General features: G+C 69.2%; 20 protein-coding genes. 12 read left to right on the forward strand and 8 right to left on the reverse strand.

Annotated elements, in window-relative coordinates; translation table 11 throughout:
* Positions 1-45 precede the first annotated feature (45 nt).
* Both AC5FRV_RS08325 and AC5FRV_RS08330 read left to right on the forward strand, forming a co-directional pair.
* Positions 46-891, forward strand: a complete 846-nt coding sequence (locus AC5FRV_RS08325) for a coenzyme F420-0:L-glutamate ligase (protein WP_493560629.1) — start codon at positions 46-48, stop codon at positions 889-891.
* 3 nt (positions 892-894) lie between these two features.
* Positions 895-1,863 (forward strand): 5,10-methylenetetrahydromethanopterin reductase, encoded by a 969-nt coding sequence (locus tag AC5FRV_RS08330; protein WP_493560630.1) that lies wholly within the window; start codon positions 895-897, stop codon positions 1,861-1,863.
* Here the strand turns inward: AC5FRV_RS08330 and AC5FRV_RS08335 are convergent.
* A complete protein-coding gene (locus AC5FRV_RS08335) occupies positions 1,829-2,050 on the reverse strand; it encodes a DUF8024 family protein (protein ID WP_493560631.1) in 222 nt (73 codons plus the stop codon). The genes AC5FRV_RS08330 and AC5FRV_RS08335 overlap by 35 nt on opposite strands.
* Before the next feature lie 76 nt (positions 2,051-2,126).
* Here AC5FRV_RS08335 and AC5FRV_RS08340 point away from each other — a divergent pair, with 76 nt between their 5' ends.
* The 6 genes from AC5FRV_RS08340 (at position 2,127) to AC5FRV_RS08365 (ending at position 9,207) form a co-directional block, all read left to right on the forward strand.
* Positions 2,127-2,468 (forward strand): DUF7573 domain-containing protein, encoded by a 342-nt coding sequence (locus tag AC5FRV_RS08340; protein WP_493560632.1) that lies wholly within the window; start codon positions 2,127-2,129, stop codon positions 2,466-2,468.
* A gap of 192 nt (positions 2,469-2,660) precedes the next feature.
* Entirely contained in the window at positions 2,661-3,620 is a 960-nt protein-coding gene (locus AC5FRV_RS08345; RefSeq protein ID WP_493560874.1) for an AAA family ATPase, read from the forward strand.
* Entirely contained in the window at positions 3,617-4,606 is a 990-nt protein-coding gene (locus AC5FRV_RS08350; protein ID WP_493560633.1) for a DUF58 domain-containing protein, read from the forward strand. Before AC5FRV_RS08345 ends, AC5FRV_RS08350 begins: the two co-directional genes overlap by 4 nt.
* Positions 4,603-6,810 carry a transglutaminase TgpA family protein gene (locus AC5FRV_RS08355; protein WP_493560634.1) on the forward strand — a complete coding sequence of 736 codons (2,208 nt, stop codon included), beginning with the start codon at positions 4,603-4,605 and terminating at the stop codon, positions 6,808-6,810. The genes AC5FRV_RS08350 and AC5FRV_RS08355 overlap by 4 nt, the downstream gene beginning before the upstream one ends.
* Positions 6,811-6,975: 165 nt before the next feature.
* Complete coding sequence (gene yciH / locus AC5FRV_RS08360) at positions 6,976-7,269, forward strand: stress response translation initiation inhibitor YciH (protein WP_089819433.1); 294 nt, start codon at positions 6,976-6,978, stop codon at positions 7,267-7,269.
* 168 nt (positions 7,270-7,437) lie between these two features.
* Entirely contained in the window at positions 7,438-9,207 is a 1,770-nt protein-coding gene (locus AC5FRV_RS08365; protein WP_493560635.1) for an asparagine synthase-related protein, read from the forward strand.
* Positions 9,208-9,377: 170 nt separating this feature from the next.
* Here AC5FRV_RS08365 and engB read toward each other — a convergent pair whose 3' ends face one another.
* A complete protein-coding gene (gene engB / locus AC5FRV_RS08370; RefSeq protein WP_493560636.1) occupies positions 9,378-9,995 on the reverse strand; it encodes a GTP-binding protein EngB in 618 nt (205 codons plus the stop codon).
* A gap of 168 nt (positions 9,996-10,163) precedes the next feature.
* On the opposite strand from engB, the gene AC5FRV_RS08375 reads away from it, so the two are divergent.
* Together AC5FRV_RS08375 and AC5FRV_RS08380 are read left to right on the forward strand one after the other, a co-directional pair.
* The gene (locus AC5FRV_RS08375; RefSeq protein ID WP_493560637.1) at positions 10,164-11,309 is read left to right on the forward strand and encodes a Gfo/Idh/MocA family protein; all 1,146 of its coding nucleotides are present in this window, start codon (positions 10,164-10,166) and stop codon (positions 11,307-11,309) included.
* An 88-nt stretch (positions 11,310-11,397) separates the two neighbouring features.
* Positions 11,398-12,678 carry a TIGR00341 family protein gene (locus tag AC5FRV_RS08380; protein ID WP_493560638.1) on the forward strand — a complete coding sequence of 427 codons (1,281 nt, stop codon included), beginning with the start codon at positions 11,398-11,400 and terminating at the stop codon, positions 12,676-12,678.
* A gap of 19 nt (positions 12,679-12,697) precedes the next feature.
* On the opposite strand, the gene AC5FRV_RS08385 is transcribed toward AC5FRV_RS08380, so the two are convergent.
* Positions 12,698-12,889, reverse strand: coding sequence for a DUF8066 domain-containing protein (locus AC5FRV_RS08385; RefSeq protein WP_493560639.1), 192 nt, complete (start codon positions 12,887-12,889; stop codon positions 12,698-12,700).
* Between the two features lie 123 nt (positions 12,890-13,012).
* The gene (locus tag AC5FRV_RS08390) at positions 13,013-13,999 is read right to left on the reverse strand and encodes an NOG1 family protein (protein ID WP_493560640.1); all 987 of its coding nucleotides are present in this window, start codon (positions 13,997-13,999) and stop codon (positions 13,013-13,015) included.
* A 174-nt stretch (positions 14,000-14,173) separates the two neighbouring features.
* Between AC5FRV_RS08390 and AC5FRV_RS08395 the strand changes: the two genes are divergently transcribed.
* Both AC5FRV_RS08395 and AC5FRV_RS08400 read left to right on the forward strand, forming a co-directional pair.
* The gene (locus AC5FRV_RS08395) at positions 14,174-14,491 is read left to right on the forward strand and encodes an ASCH domain-containing protein (RefSeq protein WP_493560641.1); all 318 of its coding nucleotides are present in this window, start codon (positions 14,174-14,176) and stop codon (positions 14,489-14,491) included.
* Positions 14,492-14,586: 95 nt separating this feature from the next.
* Positions 14,587-14,988 (forward strand): DUF5518 domain-containing protein, encoded by a 402-nt coding sequence (locus AC5FRV_RS08400; protein WP_493560642.1) that lies wholly within the window; start codon positions 14,587-14,589, stop codon positions 14,986-14,988.
* 32 nt (positions 14,989-15,020) lie between these two features.
* Here AC5FRV_RS08400 and AC5FRV_RS08405 read toward each other — a convergent pair whose 3' ends face one another.
* The 4 genes from AC5FRV_RS08405 to pdxT form a co-directional block, all read right to left on the reverse strand.
* Positions 15,021-15,254 carry a hypothetical protein gene (locus AC5FRV_RS08405; RefSeq protein WP_493560643.1) on the reverse strand — a complete coding sequence of 78 codons (234 nt, stop codon included), beginning with the start codon at positions 15,252-15,254 and terminating at the stop codon, positions 15,021-15,023.
* A gap of 42 nt (positions 15,255-15,296) precedes the next feature.
* Complete coding sequence (gene hisE / locus AC5FRV_RS08410; RefSeq protein ID WP_493560644.1) at positions 15,297-15,584, reverse strand: phosphoribosyl-ATP diphosphatase; 288 nt, start codon at positions 15,582-15,584, stop codon at positions 15,297-15,299.
* Between the two features lie 64 nt (positions 15,585-15,648).
* Entirely contained in the window at positions 15,649-15,774 is a 126-nt protein-coding gene (locus AC5FRV_RS08415; RefSeq protein ID WP_493560645.1) for a hypothetical protein, read from the reverse strand.
* The gene (gene pdxT, locus AC5FRV_RS08420) at positions 15,771-16,364 is read right to left on the reverse strand and encodes a pyridoxal 5'-phosphate synthase glutaminase subunit PdxT (RefSeq protein ID WP_493560646.1); all 594 of its coding nucleotides are present in this window, start codon (positions 16,362-16,364) and stop codon (positions 15,771-15,773) included. Before pdxT ends, AC5FRV_RS08415 begins: the two co-directional genes overlap by 4 nt.
* Between the last annotated feature and the right edge of the window lie 35 nt (positions 16,365-16,399).

Genomic DNA, 16,399 nt, shown 5'->3' on the forward strand with positions numbered 1-16,399 from the left:
TCCCCTATCGGGGCCCTTTTTCCCGCCGCATCCCGGAAGAGGCGTATGGAACTGTTCGCGGTCGAGGGGTTACCCGAGGTCCGCCCCGGCGACGACCTGGCGGCCATGATCGGCGAGCGGGTCGACCTGCGGCCCGACGACGTCGTCTGCGTGGCCAGCACGGTCGTCTCCAAGGCCGAGGGCCGCCAGGCCGACCTGGCCGACTTCCCGGCCGGCGAGCGAGCGGAGGAGATCGCGGCCCGCATCGCCGACCTCGCCGGCGAGGAGAAGGACCCCCGGTTCGCCCAGGCCGTCCTCGAAGAGAGCGAGGAACTGGTGCTCGACTCCCCCTTCCTGCTGGCCGTCACGCGCTTCGGCCACACGACCGTCAACGCGGGCATCGACCGCTCGAACGTCCCCGACGCCGACCTGCTGTTGCTCCCCGAAGACCCCACGGCGAGCGCCGAGCGAATCCGAGCGGGACTCGCCGACGCGGTCGACGTCACCGACGACGCGCTCGGCGTCGCCGCCGACGGGAGCGACGAGGGCGACGACAATCCCGCGGACGACTCACCCGCCGTCGTCGTCACCGACACCTCGGGGCGCCCGTTCCGCCAGGGCCAGCGCGGCGTCGCGCTGGGCTGGGCCGGCATCCCAGCCGCTCGTGACTGGCGCGGCGAGCACGACAGGGACGGCCGCGAGATGGGCGTCACCGTCCAGGCGGTCGTCGACGAACTCGCCGGCGCCGCGAACCTCGTGACCGGCGAAGGGGACGGCGGCACCCCGGTCGCCGTCGTGCGAGACTTCGCGTTCGGCGACCACGCGGGCCACGACGACCTCTACCGCGACCCCGACCAGGACCTGGTGCGCCAGGCGTTGCGCGAGTGGACCTACGAAGCTAACAATACCTGACCAATGTACGCCATCGAACTCACCCCCGAACGTCCAGTCCCGGCGCTGACCGACGACGCCGTCGCCGCCGAGGCCGCCGGCTTCGACGCGGTCTTCGCCGCCCACCACTACAACAATCGCGACCAGTTTATGGCGCTGTCGTCGATGGCGCAAGCGACCGAGTCCATCGCCGTCGGGCCGGGCATCGCCAATCCGTACGAGACCCACCCGGTGACGCTGGCCTCGCGAGTCGCGACGCTGGACGAAGTGTCCGACGGTCGCGCCATCTTCGGCGTCGGTCCGGGAGACGCCTCGACGCTGCGGAACCTGGGCTACGACCACGACCGGCCGCTCCGGCGCGTGCTGGAGACCTTCGAGGTCGCCCGGCGACTGTGGCGGGGCGAGCGCGTCGACCACGACGGCACCTTCGAGGCACACGACGCCGGCCTGAACTACGAGGTCGGCGAGATTCCGGTGTACGTCGGCGCCCAGGGTCCCCACATGACGCGGATGGGCGCCAAGCGGGCCGACGGCGTCCTGTACAACGGCGCCCACCCGAAGGACCTGGAATGGGCCGAAGCGCAGGTGGAAAAGGGAGTAGAAGCAGGCGACGGGGACCGGAGCGCGGTCGACCTGGCGGCCTACGCCAGCGTGTCGGTCGCCGAGGAAGAGTCGGCGGCCCGCGACGCCGCCCGGATGCCAGTCGCGTTCATCACTGCCGGCGCGCCGGGGCCGGTGCTGGACCGGCACGGCCTGGATCAGGACCTGGCCGACGCCATCGGGCAGTCCATCTCCGCCGGCGAGTTCCGCGAGGCGGGCGGGCAGGTGAGTGACGCGATGATAGACGCGTTCTGTATCGCCGGCACGCCGGAAACAGTGGCCGAGCGCACCGCGGCGCTCCTGGAGTACGCGGACAGCGTCGTCTTCGCGTCGCCGCTGGGCCCGGACGTGAGCGAGGCTATCGACCTGCTTGCGGCGGCCCGCCAGCGCTGACGTCGGGAACGACCGCGTCGACGGCCGCACCCAGCGCCAGGTAGCCGAAGACGCCGAACGTGGCGAGGAACAGGACCGACCCGACGGCCATGAGCACGGCCGAGAGCGGGTCGTGCATGGCGACTTCCGCGAACGCGTCCGGCATCGCCAGGATGCTGTCGATCAGGTCCGTGAGCAGTGATTGCATAGTCGGGGGTTCGGAAGACGGGCACTTGGCTTTCTCGGTCGCTATCCTGAAGGGGAACGAGCGTCGACCAGTGACCATGCCCGACGACGCCTCGCTGGAGGACTTTCTCGACGCCGACGACCAGGAGGCCGAATCGAACGACGACCGCGAGACGGCAACTTCGGACGTCTCAGCGCCCGATGCCGTGGAGAGTGTTGACGGCGCGGATAGTCCGGACGGCGAGAGCGATGCTACCGAGAGCGACGACGAGGCGGTTCCTGCGGTAGACGACGAAGCGACCGAACAGCCCACCGACCCGGCGGTCGCGACCTACGACTGGACGCCCGGCGGCGCCGCCTGTGCGGCCTGCGGCGAGACCGCCGAGCGCCGCTGGCGCGACGAGCCTGGCTTCGTCTGCGAGGATTGCAAGGAGTGGTGACTCGTTCGGCGACATCACACGTAGCGCTCGTGTGACGTCCGCACACGACCGTGGGTGGCGGTAGCACCCAGCAGAGTTACATGCACGCACGCCCTAGGACCCCCCACGTTTGGTCGTACGCGCAGGCCGAGACGGGTGGTGCCAGGGAACCGACGGTGGCACGGCCCGGGCGCGTCCCGCCCGATGGCAACCATGACAGACACGGACACCTCTCAGGGCCGGCAGACGGAGCCGGCCCTCCGCGAAGCCAACCGCGTCGTGACGCAGGTAATCGAGAACGTCGAGGAGGTCATCGTCGGCCACCACGCGGAGATCGAGCACGTCCTCACGGCGATGCTCGGTCGGGGCCACGTCCTGCTGGAGGACGTCCCCGGCGTCGGGAAGACGATGCTCGCCCGGGCCATCGCCGCCTCCTTCGAGGGGACGTTCAAGCGCGTCCAGTTCACCCCCGACCTGCTCCCGACGGACGTCACGGGCGTCAACGTCTACAACCAGCAGTCCGAGACCTTCGAGTTCCAGCCCGGGCCCATCTTCGGCAACGTCGTCCTGGGCGACGAGATCAACCGTGCGCCGCCGAAGACCCAGTCGGCGCTGCTCGAAGCGATGGAGGAGGGGCAGGTCACCGTCGACGGGACGACCCGGGCGGTACCGAAGCCGTTCACCGTCATCGCCACGCAGAACACGGTCGAGCAGAACCGGACCTACGACCTGCCGATGGCGGAACTCGACCGCTTCACCAAGAAGATCCACCTGGGCTACCCCGACCAGGTCGAGGAGGCGGAGATGCTCGGCCGCGTCGTCGGCCGTCACCCCATCGAGGACCTGACGTCGGTGACCACGCTCGAGGAGTTCCAGCGCGCCCGCGACACCGTCGCCGACTTCGACGTCGAACAGCCCCTGCGCGACTACGCCACCAGGCTCGCCCGCTACACGCGCGAGCACGCCCAGCTGGGCGTCAGTCCCCGGGGGTCGCTCGCGTTGCTCCGGGCCTCGCAGGGGCGGGCGCTGCTCGACGGCCGGGACTACGTCGTCCCCGACGACCTCCGCACGGAGGCGGCGTCGGTGCTGGCCCACCGGGTCCGGCCGGACAGCGCGGAGCAGACGGGCCGTGACGTCGTTCGCGCGGCGCTCGATTCGGTTCCGGTCGAATGAGACCGACGCGCCGCGGGTACGCCGCACTCGCCGTCGTCGTCGTCACCTTCTTCTTCGCGTGGGCGGGCGACCCTGACCGGGCCCGCGCGCTCAACGCCATCGCGGCGCCGGTGCTGGCCGCCGTCGTCGCTGGCGCCGTCACCGTCCACCGGGCGGGGACGCCGACCGTCGAACGGGCCGAGCCGGCCCCCGGGTTCCCCGGCGAGACCAGGACCGTCGAACTCACCGTCGACGGCGGCGCCGTCGCCACGATCACCGACTGCATCGGCGAGGGCCTCTCCGGGGCGGCCAGCTTCGACCGGACGCTCCCGGCGACCGTCGAGTACGAGGTGACCTTCGACCAGCGCGGGGTCCACCGGCTGGGGCGGACCGTCGTCCAGGTCCGCGACGTCCTCGGGCTGGTCGAGACGACCCACCGGATCAACGAGACGACGTCGGTGCTGGTGTACCCGCGCGTGTACGCCGTCGGCGACCCCGGTTCCTTCCTCCGGACGCTCGGCCCGGAGAGTGACGAACGTACCGAGTTCGACCGCCTGCGCGAGTACGTCCCCGGCGACTCGCTGCGGGACGTCCACTGGAAGTCCAGCGCCAAGCACGACGACCTGCTGGTCACGGAGTTCACCGACCCGGCGGACGAGGAGGCCGTCAGCATCGCCGCGTCGGCCGACTCCCGGTACGCCGACGACATGGCCACCGCCGCGGCGACGCTGTTCGTCGCGGCCGTTTCGGTCGGTCTCACCGTCGACCTCACGGTACCCGGCGGCTCGCTCCCGGAGGGCCACGGTGAGACCCACAAGCGACACGCGCTGGAACTGCTCGCGCGCACGGGAAGCGGGACCGTCCCCGACCACGCCTGGGAGCGCGCCGACGTCCGGATCCGCGCAGACGGGTCGGGCGTGACCGTCGCCGTCGACGAGCGGGTCTACTCGCTGGAGGACCTCACCGCGGCGCGGGAGAACCCGGCCCGAGCGGAGGTGTCGCCGTGACGCTCGTCGAACGCGTCCGCCGGAACCGGGCGGTCGCGGCTGTCGACTGGCCGCGAGCGACGGCGCTGTTCGCCGTCCTCGTCACGCTCGGGGCCGCGCTGCAGGTGATGTACCACTTCATCGACGTCGTCGGCCTCCCGCTCGCGTTCCTCGCCATCGTCGCCGTCTCGCTGGTCGCGGCGACGGCCCTGGCGCGCGTGCTGCCGGCGTGGACGGCCGTCGTCGCCGCCGTCGTCATGCTGGCGCTCGGCCTCGGCTGGTACCTGACCCAGATCACCGGCAACCCGCCGTGGGTCGCGCTGTTCGCCGACGCCCTCTCGCTGCTCGGCGGCCGGTCGCTCCTGCGCATCTCGAACGTCCGCGCGTGGGTGCTGGGCGTGACGCCCGGGCCGGTGTTCCTGACCTGGTACTTCGCGCTCCGGCGGTGGTACACCCCCGCGGTCGCCGTCGCCGGCGGGACGCTCACGTTCTTCGTGCTGACTGGCGACGCGGACGTGGTGACGACGCTGACCGGCGTCGTCGCCGGCGCGGCCGCGCTGGGGCTGGGCGACTTCGAGCGCCGCGACGAACCCATCGCGCGAGCGGAGACGGTACTCGTGGTCGCCGCGGTGATGATCGTCGTCCCCTCGGCCATCTCCGTGGTCCCGGCCACCGCGGGCGCGGCGGGTCCGCTGGCGCCGGGACTCGACCGTGCCGCGACGGTCGAGGCCAACCTGATGGACGCCGAGGAGGACCTGGCGGTCCAGGGCGCCATCAGCCTCTCGCCGCAGGTCCGCTTCACCGTGAGCAGCGACGAGGGCGACTACTGGCGCGTCGGGAGCTACGACCGCTACACCGGTGACGGCTGGGTCCGGACCGGCGGGACCAGCGAGTACCGCCACGGCCGACTCGACTCGCCGCCCGGCCCGTCGCGGACCGTCGACCAGACGTTCCGCGTCGAGACGCGCAGTAACGTCGCACCGGCCGCGTGGAAGCCGGTCCGGGTCGCCGGGCTTCCGGGCGCGAGCGTGCGGAACGACGGCAGCGTCGTCCCCGGCGAGACGCTCGAAGAAGGCGACAGCTACCGGGTCCGCAGCGAGGTGTCCGACGCCTCGCCCCGGCAACTCGACCAGGCCGGGACGAACTACCCCGGCGCCATCGAGTCACGGTACACGCAGCTACCCGACAGCACGCCCGACCGCGTCGGTGACCGGGCCGCACGGCTGACTGCCGACGCCGAGACGCCCTACCAGCGGGCCCGCGTCGTCGAACAGTGGCTCCAGAACAACAGGAACTACTCGCTGAACGTCGACCGGCCGCGCGGTGACGTCGCCGACGCGTTCCTCTTCGAGATGGACGCCGGCTACTGCACCTACTACGCGACGACGATGGTGACGATGCTGCGGAGCCAGGACGTCCCCGCCCGGTTCGTCACCGGCTACACGGCCGGCGAGCGCGTCGACGAGGACCGCCGGGTGGTCCGCGGGCTCAACGCCCACGCCTGGGTCGAGGTGTACTTCCCGAGGTACGGCTGGGTGACGTTCGACCCGACGCCGGGTGGCCCCCGCGAGGCGGTCCGTGAACGGACCGTCCAGCAGGCCCGCGAAAACGAGGTGACGGCCGTCGACACGACCGACACGGGCGGCACCGAGGAGTGGACGCCTACGGACACCCAGACGCCCGAACCGCTGACGACGGCAGCCGAGGGGTCCTCGAACGTCTCGGCGGACGCCGACAGCGATACGATCGAGTCGCCGACGCTCCCGGCGGGGATCATCACGCAGGACCTCGACGGCGTGAACGCGACGGGGGTGAACGCGACCGGGACGGGTGCAGGCGCGGGCGACGACGGCCCCCTTCCGCGGATGCCTACCCGCCAGCAGTTCGCGCTCGTCCTCGTCGCTGCCCTGGGCGCCGCCGTCGGGGTTCGCCGCAGCGGCGTTCCCGAGCGGGCCTATCGCGCCCTCTGGCTCCGCTACCAGCCCCGTTCCGACCCCGCGACCGACGTCGAACGGGCGTTCCAGCGGCTCCAGTACTACCTCGGCGAGCACCACTACCGCCCCCGATGGGACGACGAGACCGTCCGCGAGTACGTCGACGCCATCGACGCCGACCCGCGGGCCCGGCGCGTCGCGGCCATCCGCGAACGGGCGCGGTACCGGGGCGACGTGAGCGAGGCAGACGCCGACGAGGCGGTGCGCCTGGTGAACGAACTCGTCAGGTGACCGCTCCTGCCGACCACGGTGGGGAGTACCGACGACCTACCGGCGGACCGCCGTCGTAAACTCGCTCGTTCGATGGACCGACGCCCGCTACAGGCCCCGAAACTGGGCGCGCGGCGGGCAACACCAGTAAGTGTTTAATAGGTTGATTTCGTAAGGCGACCTGTAATGTCGGAAGTCTGCTCGACGTGCGGGCTCCCTGATGAACTCTGCGTCTGCGAAGACGTGGCCAAGGAGTCTCAGGAGATCACCATCCGCATCGACGAGCGCCGTTACGGGAAGGAGGTAACGATCATCGAAGGGTTCGATCCGAAAGACGTGGACATGGACAGCCTGTCCTCGGACCTCAAATCGAAGTTCGCCTGCGGCGGGACCGTCGAGGACGGCTCCATCGAGCTGCAGGGCAATCACACCGGCCGCGTGGAGGACTTCCTCCGCGACAAAGGATTCAACGTCGCCTGACCTTCCCCGAGCGGCTTTTCTGGCTGGCAGTTTCTCGCGCGTCGAGCGACGCGTCGTCACCCGCAACTGACCCACGAACCAGCGGCAGCCGCGTCCGCCCCAGGAACTACCCCGTCGTCCCGCAGTTAGCAGCTGGATAGTATTGACCCCGTCGGCCGGACCGACCGTATGGCACGGGTTGTCCGACTCCTCTTCGCGGACCCGCGGGTCGAGGTACTCGAACGCGGCTCCGACCTGTGGGTCGTCTCCGGCGTCGACCCGGACCGGCTCGCGTCGCTCGTCGACGACGCGCCGTCGGTCGCGGCCGTCCGCGAGTCTATCGACGACGTCGCCGAGGACGCCGTCGTCGTCCACGTCGCGATGGACGAGGCCGGCCCCGCGGCTGTCGACGCCTACCGGAGCGTCGTCTCCAACCGGAACTGCTACCACTGTCGAGCCGGCGACGGGACGCTGGTCCTGACCGACCAGTACCGCAACGCCATCTCGCAGGTGCCCGCCGCCGACCGGACCGTCGCCGAGACGGCCGTCGCGGACCACCTGCTGTTCCGCGCGCCGGTCGCGCCGACGACCTACCTCGACGAGATCCGGGCGCTCGAACACGGCACCTGGGTCCACTGGGATCTGGCCAGCGGCAGGCGAAAACAGGCTCGCGTCGGCACGCTCGCCGGCGACCGCGACGTCGGCGCGGACCGGCCGGCGGCACTCGGCGAGACGCTCGACGCCGTCCTCGGCAGGGGGAGCGATGGGCCGTCCGCCGTCACCAACATGCTCTCGGGCGGCGTCGACTCGACGCTGGCCGGCACCTACCTCGACGACGCCCCCGCGGTCGTGATCGAGTCGGACGCGCCCGAACTCGCCTTCGAGTGCCAGTACGCCAGCGAGGCCGTCGCGTTGCTGGACGTCGACGCCCGGACCGTCCCGCTCCGGGAGGCCGACTACCTCGACCAGCTCGCGACGAGCATGGAGCGGCTGGGCTTTCCCTCCCACTACAGTGCGACGGCCGCGATGGACGCCGTCTTCGGAACCGACGACGGCCGGCGCTACGTCAACGGCGAGGGCGCCGACGCGCTGTTCGGCCTCACCGGCGCCAAGGGGTTCCGGGCGGCGGCGCGCTTCGACGACCTGGTCCCCCGGCCCGTCGCCACGGCCCTCACCTCGCTACCTGGGTCGCTCGGCGAGTACGCCGTGACCTTCGCCCGCCAGGCCGAGCGGGCGCGACGCCGGCCCGCTCACCCGCGGTCGTTCGCCCAGCAGTTCGCCTTCTTCACCGACCCGGCGGTGGTCGCCGACTTCGTGGGCGAGGACGCCGTGAGAGAGCGCGCCCGACGCCAGTTCGAGTACGTCGTCGACCGAGTGGACGGGCTGGCCGACGACCCCTGGGACGCACAGCTCGAACTGGGCCACCTCCTGAGTTTCTTCGCCCACAACACCGTCACCCAGTGGCGCCAGCTCGCCTACGCCCACGGCAAGAGCCTGTTCGCGCCGTTCAACACCCGCTCGGTCGCCACCCTCTCCCAGTCGATTCCCGCCAGCGAACGCTACGCCGACGACAGCCTCCTCCCTCACCGGTCGACGACCAAACACGTCCCCAAACGATTGCTCGACCGCCGCCTCCCGGCCTACGACACGGACAAACCCAAGGGAGGCGGCGTCTTCCCCCGCGAACGGTTCTTCGAGTCGGGCTGTCTCGAAGACGTCTTCGACCGGTACGAGCCCCCGTCGTTCGTCCCGGACTCGATGTACGGGGACCACGTCGAGTCGTGGGGCCCGCTCACCTGGAACCTCGTGACCTGGGCCATCTGGCGCGACCACGTCCTCGAAAACGACGACCTGGGCGTGCTCGAGGGGACGACCGACGTCTGGTGCGACGGAGATGTGCAGGTCGACCGCGTGGGCGACTCCGGCGCGGAAATCCGAACGGAAGTACAGTCCGACTGAGCGGATTTACCGGAAGCGAGGCTGGTCCGTCGGCCGCGGCAAGCATACGCCGCCGAAGGCGGCGTTTCCCCCGAGTCCGAACGCAGTGAGGACTCGGCCTTTTTCGCCGACGTTTTTCAAGGAGTGGTTCGCGAGCGGAGCGAGCGAACCCGACGCAGAAAAAGGTCGTCTCAGAAGAACTTGAACAGGTCGTCGCGCTCCTGTTCGTGGAGGTGGTGGCGAATCGCCTCGTACAGCGGGTCGACGTTGCCGCGCTTGGCGCTGATGGGGGCGATGGTCTCCTGCCACTGCTGCCACGGCGGGTAGAGGCCGAGGCGTTCACAGAGGTCGTTCAGGCGCTCGTCCTCGTCGTCGATTTTGTCCATCTTGTTGACGGCGACCACCGTCGGAATATCCAGTTCACGGAGGAAGTGGAACATCTCGACGTCGTGAGGGACCTCGTCGGGGCCGGAGTGGCGGTCGATGATGTCGATGACGGCCTTGCCGTCGACGACGAGGACGCCCACCAGGATGTTGTCGGCGTAGCGCTCGACGTACTGGACGACGTCGGTCTTGATCTGCTCGCGGACCGCTTCCGGGACGCCTTTCATGAACCCGAAGCCGGGCAGATCCGTGATCACGAAGTCCTCGGCGGTCCAGTCGAAGTGGTTGGGCTTCTTCGTGACGCCGGGGCGCTGGCCGGTGTTGAACGTGTGACCGGTCACCTCGCGCATCAGCGTCGACTTGCCGACGTTCGACCGGCCGACGAAGACGACCTCGCCGTCCCGGTCCGGTCGCGTCTCGAACATACCGGGGAGAGGTGGCGAGCGCCCAAAGCCTCGGTGGTTCGCGAAGGTGGCGGCGTTAACAGCGCCCGTTGTACCCATCGGTGGCTTTAACTCGCTGATCGTGATCCATTCACGTACTCTCCGTTTCATGGCGGGTGCGGATTCGCGCCCGCGCGGGAGCACCTACCTATGGACGAAGTCACTATCGGGGTTATCGGCGCGGGCAACCGCGGCGAGACCCACAGCGAGGCGTACGCGGAGGTACCGGGCGCGACGGTGGCGGCCGTCGCCGACGTCGACGAGGACGCGGCCCAGCGGCTGGCCGAGCGCTACGACGTCCCGCAGGTCTACACCGACTTCCGGGAGATGCTCGACGACTCGGGCGTCGACGCGGTCGACGTCTGTGTCCACAACAACCTCCACCGGCCGATGGCCGTCGCCGCCTTCGAGGCCGGCAAGCACGTCTTCTGCGAGAAGCCGCTGGCCGGGAGCTACGCCGACGCGAAGGCCATCGCAGACGCCGCCGAGGCCGCTGGCAAGCACCTCGGCGTCCAGAACGAGACGCTGCTCGCGCCGGAGACCCGCGGCGCGAAGACGTTCGTCGACGAGGGGAACCTCGGCGAAATCTCCTACGCACGGTCGGTGTACTCCCGCCGCCGCGGCCGGCCGTACGTCGACGGCTACGGGACGCCGGCGTTCGTCTCGAAGGAGTCGGCCGGCGGCGGCCCGGTCGTCGACATCGGTACCTACGAGATCGGTCGGATGCTCTACCTGCTCGACAACCCCGACGTCGAGCGGGTCAACGGCAAGACCTTCGAGTTCTACCGGGACAGCTACGACGAGTCGCTCGTCGGCCCGAACACCGACGTCTACGAGGAACGGCTGGACGACTCCGGGTTCGACGTCGAGGACGCTGGCACCGGTGCGGCACGCCTCGCCGACGGCACGCGCCTGGAGATCCGCGCCGCCTGGCACATGTACCAGTCCGACGAGCGCGGCGCCGTGGTGGGGTCCACCGGCGGTATCGAACTCGACCCGCTGGAGTTCCACACCACGACGAACGACTACGAGACGACCGCCCGAATCGACGTCGACGAGTACGAGACCCGCCAGGGCCGGCTCGCGAGCGAGAGGGGCTACACGTCCGAGCGCCCGACGCAGTTCGACCACTGGATCGAGACGGTTCGTGGCGACGTCGACCCGATACCCACCGGCGACATCGCGCTGAACTCCATGCTCGTCATGGAGGGGATCTACCTCTCCGACGAACTCGGCCGCGAGGTGAGCGCCGACGAGGTCGTCGACCATTCGGAGTCGCGCTCCGTCGACCTGTAGGCTCGTCACGCGGTCGAGGATTCGCTATCTTTCCGCCCGTCTGGCCCTATCCCGGGCTTATTTCTCGTTGCCACTCTCATCCATCGGTGTGCGGCTCATCCAGGTCACGATCCCGACCGGCAAGCGGGAGGCCATCCTCGGCGCGCTCGACGACGAGGAGATCGACTACGTCGTCTCCGACGAGACGAGCGGCCGGGACTACACGGCCATCGCGTACGTCCCCTTGCCCCAGAGCGCCGTCGAACCAGTCCTCGACCGCCTCCGCGACGAGGGAATCGACGAGGAGGGGTACACGGTCGTCCTGGACGCCAACACGGTCGTCTCGCGACGCTTCCAGGAGCTCCAGGAGCGCTACGAGGAGGACGAGAGCGACGACCGGATCGCCCGGGAGGAACTCGTCGTCCGGGCGCGGGCGATGGCCCCGCCGCTGTCGGTGTACGTCATCATGACCGTCGTCAGCGCGCTCATCGCGACCGCGGGCCTGCTGTTGAACTCGCCGGCCGTCGTCGTCGGGTCGATGGTCATCGCGCCGCTGGTCGGCCCCGCGCTGTCGGCCAGCATCGGGACGGTCGTCGACGAGACCGACCTCTTCCGGCGCGGCGTCAAACTCCAGGTGCTGGGCGTGGTGCTCTCGATCCTCAGCGCCGCCGTCTTCGCCTACCTCGTCAGGTCGATCCACCTGATCCCGCCTATCAGCGACGTCACCACGATCCCGCAGGTTCGCGAGCGCATCGCCCCCGACTTCCTCTCGCTGGCCGTCGCCCTCGGCGCCGGCGTCGCCGGTGCTATCAGCCTCTCGACGGGCGTCTCGACGGCGCTGGTCGGCGTGATGATCGCGGTGGCGCTCATCCCGCCGGCCGCGACCATCGGCATCGGCATCGCCTGGGTCCAGCCCTATACCGCGCTCGGTGCCAGCGTCCTCACGCTCGTGAACATCCTCTCGATCAACCTCGCGGCGCTCGTCAGCCTCTGGTACATGGGCTACCGGCCCCACCGCTGGTTCCGCGCTGACGAGGCGCGCACCGCGACGCTCAAGCGCATCGGCGTTCTCGCCGTCTCGATCCTGGTCCTCTCGGCGTTCCTCGGCGGCGTCACGCTGGATTCCTTCCAGCAGGCCCAGACCACCAACGACGTCGAGGACGCGGCCGAACGGGTGGTTTCGAACTCTGGCGGTACGTACCTCTCGACCGACGTGGAGTTCGTGAACACGCCCGTCTTTCAGGAACCTTCGCGCGTGGTGGTCAGAGTCGGTATCGGACCTGGCCAGGAGCCCCTTCGTCTCGCATCTCGACTCGATGCGCTGTTCGACCACATCACCGGCCAGGACGTGACGACGGAGGTCCGCTACGTCACTATCGAGGGCGGGTAATCAGGGTCGACCCGTCTGATCAGTTCTCTCTGTCGTGTTCTTGCTGGTCAGCGATCCGTTGCAGGCCGTCGGCGATGGCCTCGAACGCGAGGAGAAATCGCCAGCCCAGATACAGCGCCGCGAAGGCGATGAGGGGCAGCGATCCGAGGAGTATCTGCTGAATGATGATCAGTGTGTAGAGGAGCCAGGCCATCCACAGGACGATGCCCACAGTTACCTACAGACTGGGCAGATGGGAGGGGGACCGTTCGGACATACCCGTCGCTATCTGTTCACTGCGTCAAAAGTGTATCCGGTGAGGCTACTTCCCGCTCGTCGCTTCGCTCAGCCCAACCTACTCGTCAAATGGCAGCTCTATCTCGTACCCGACGGCCTCGATAGCAGCCGCCAGCACGCCGTCGACGTTGTCCGCTTCGGTGACGCTCATGTAGTGGTCGGCCTCGACGTCGGTGGTGAGGTCGGACTTGTTGGCGATGGTGAGGACCGGGACGTCGAAGCGGGCCTCGATGGCGTCGCGGAGTTCCAGCTGGACGTCCAGGGGGTAGCCGCAGTTGCCGCTGGGGTCGAGGAAGACGAGGACGGCGTCGGCGAGGTGCTCGACGGCGCTGACGGCCTGGGACTCGATGTCGTTGCGCTCCGCCTCGGGGCGGTCGAGCAGCCCTGGCGTGTCGACGAGCTGGTAGCGGATGCGGTCGCGTTCGAGGTGCCCGACGCGGATCTGCGTCGTGGTGAAGGGGTAGCTCGCCGTCTCGTTGCGGGCGTTGGTGACGTGGTTGACGAAGGAGGACTTGCCGACGTTGGGGTAGCCGGCGACGACGATGGTCGGCTCGTCGGGGCGGATGTCGGGCAGGGTCTTCAGCGTGTCCCGGGCTTCGGAGATGGCTGCCAGGTCGTCCGAGACCTCCTCGACGACGTCGGCGATCCGGGCGAAGGCCTGCTTGCGGAGCTTTCGGGCGGTGTCGGCGTCGCTGGTCATCCGGCCCTGGTACTCGCGGTGGATGTCCTTTGCCTTGCGCGAGGCCCACTGGACCTCCGAGAGGTGTTGCTTGATGGCGTCGATGCCGCCCTCGCCATCGGTGCGGCTGACGATGATGGCGTCGGCGAGTTCGACGTAGAAGGGGTCGAGCGTCTCGATGTCCGGCCACGAGGTGACCACGTTCTGGAGGTTGTCGGAGACGATGTTCGACGCCGTCTGGAGCATCGACTGCTGGCCCTCGATGCCCGACTTCGCCTTGCCGGCGCGGGCGGCCCGGGAGAAGGCCTTGTCGATGACTTCCTCGGACGTCGGCGTCGTCGGAAGGTCCTCGAATGGATGGCTCATTACACCGCGATAGCGTCCCTGCGGGTAAAAGCGCGTCCGTTTGGGCGCTGGGGCGTTCGCGGGGTGGAACTCGCCTCGAACCGGGCGGCAACAGTAGGGCCTCGGGATGGTCGTCGGCGAGTCCAGCGCACCGTCCCGCCCACAGTTTTCAGGCTGGGGACGATAGCTCCGGGTATGAGCGAGTTCGACGCGAGCGTCCTGTTCCCCGGCGACCGCCTCAAACAGATGGTCCTCGACGGGGAGATGACCCAGATCCACAGGGGCGACGCCTACGCCGAGGAGGGGGACACCTTCGAGATCGACGGCCGGACCTTCCAGATCACGGACGTCACCCAGCGGACGCTGGGCGACCTGACCGAGGCGGACGCCCGCGCACAGGGCGCCGAGGACCTCGACGCCTACCGCGAGCGGCTGAAACGCGCCCACCAGGACTTCGAGTGGGACGACGACAGCGAAACGGTGCGCCATTCCTTCGAACCCGTCGACGGCTGAGTTCGGCGTGAACGCGAGAGCGGTGGCCGACACCGTTGCCGGCGGTCACTTCTCCAGCCGGAACCTCTTTCGCCGACGAGGGTCAATACGCTAACATGACAGACTGGCGCGCCGTCCTCTGGGGCTTCGTCGCGGGCATCGTCTTCGGACTGCTGGCGTTCGCCATCCCCGTGATCGGCCACGTGGGTGCCGGCCTGGTCGCTGGCGGCGTCGCCGGCTACCTCGCCGGCGGGGGCCTCGCCAGCGGCGCCTGGCACGGCCTGCTCGCTGGCGCGCTCGACGGCATCGTCCTCGCGCTGCTGGTCGCGCCCGTCGCGGCACTCCTCGGGGGCCTCGGCGGCGGCCCCGTCGGGAGCCTGGTCGGTGGGCTCGGCGTGATCGTCGTCGGCGTCCTCGTCGCCGCCGTCTTCGCTATCGACAGCGCAATCGGCGGTGCCCTCGGTGGACTGTTCGGCCCCGAAGAGAATCAGGCGGGCCGTGGTAGTCTTCAGGACTAGGAGGCGTAACAGACGGTTCGTAACGTGTAGTGTTACTCTGTGGCGAGTTCCACACGCAGATACTCGACCACCGTGAGTGCAGCGTAGAAGCCGATACCGAGAACCAGGGAGTGAATGATGACCTCGGTGACCAGGTCGATGAGCGAGATCGCGAATTCGAAGATGGCGATCAGGATCCCCAGGCCTGCAGCGAGTCGAAACCGTTCGTCGGTGGTGAACCACGCGTCGACCTTGGTCCGGCCAGTCGACTCCGGATTCTCAGCCATGGTCGGATATCTGACGGTGGGCCGATAAATACGCCGGTCGACTCACCGCCGTTCACGCAACGCCGCCCGCAGGTCTTCCAGATCCATGTCCTTCATCGACAGCAATACGAGCAGGTGGTAGACGATGTCGGCGCCCTCGTGGGCGATCTCCTCGCGGTCGTCGTCCTTCGCCGCGAGGATCAGTTCGGTCGACTCCTCGCCGAGCTTTTCGAGGACGGCGTTCTCGCCCTTCTCGTGGGTGAACAGCGAGGCCGTGTAGGAGTCCTCCGGCAGGTCGTCCTTGCGCTGCTCGATGACCTCGAACAGTTCGTCGAGGATCGCGTCTGTCATACTCCCGATGGTGGGCCGACGGGCCTTGAGCGCATCGCTCCGGCGGGCGCTCGTGCTGTGGGGATCAATACTCCGGGACGTCGCCGAGTTCGTCGTTGGCTTCCAGGGAGACCGTCGCCATCTCCTCGGCGATAGCGGCGTCCCGCTCGGCGCGCTTTTGGTATCCTTCGGCCATCCGTTCGCGATTCATGCGAGCACCTCCTCGAAAAAGGCCAGGTCGTGGATCCGCGGGTCGTCGGTCAGTTCGGGGTGGAAGGATGTGCCGACGATCGGGCCGTCCCTGACCGCGACGGCGCGGTCGTCCCACGTCGCCAGCACCTCGACGTCGTCGCCCACCTCGCTGATCAGCGGCGCGCGGATGAACACCGCCGGGAACGGGTCGTCCAGTCCGGTGACGTCCAGGGGGGCTTCGAAGCTGTCCTTCTGCCGGCCGAAGGCGTTGCGCTCGACGGTGACGTCCACCAGGTCGAGCGTCTCGACGCGGTCGTCCTGGGCGTCGGTCGAGGCGACGATGAGCCCCGCGCAGGTGGCCAGGACTGGCTTGCCGGCGTCGACGTGGTCGACGATTTCCCCGGCGATGCCCTCCTGATGGAGCAGTCGCGAGATGGTCGTCGACTCCCCGCCGGGCATGAGGAGGACATCGCAGTCGGGGACGATCCCCGCGTCGCGGATCTCACGAACCTCGCTGTCTTCGCCGTGGGCCGCCGCGGCGCGCTCGATGGCGTCGGCGTGCTCGGAGACGTCACCCTGGACGGCGACGACGCCCGCGGTCAGTGTCATGGACCGAGTTTGGCTACCGGCGACGAAAAAGGGCA

The organism is Halomicrobium sp. HArcel3 (assembly GCF_058933135.1).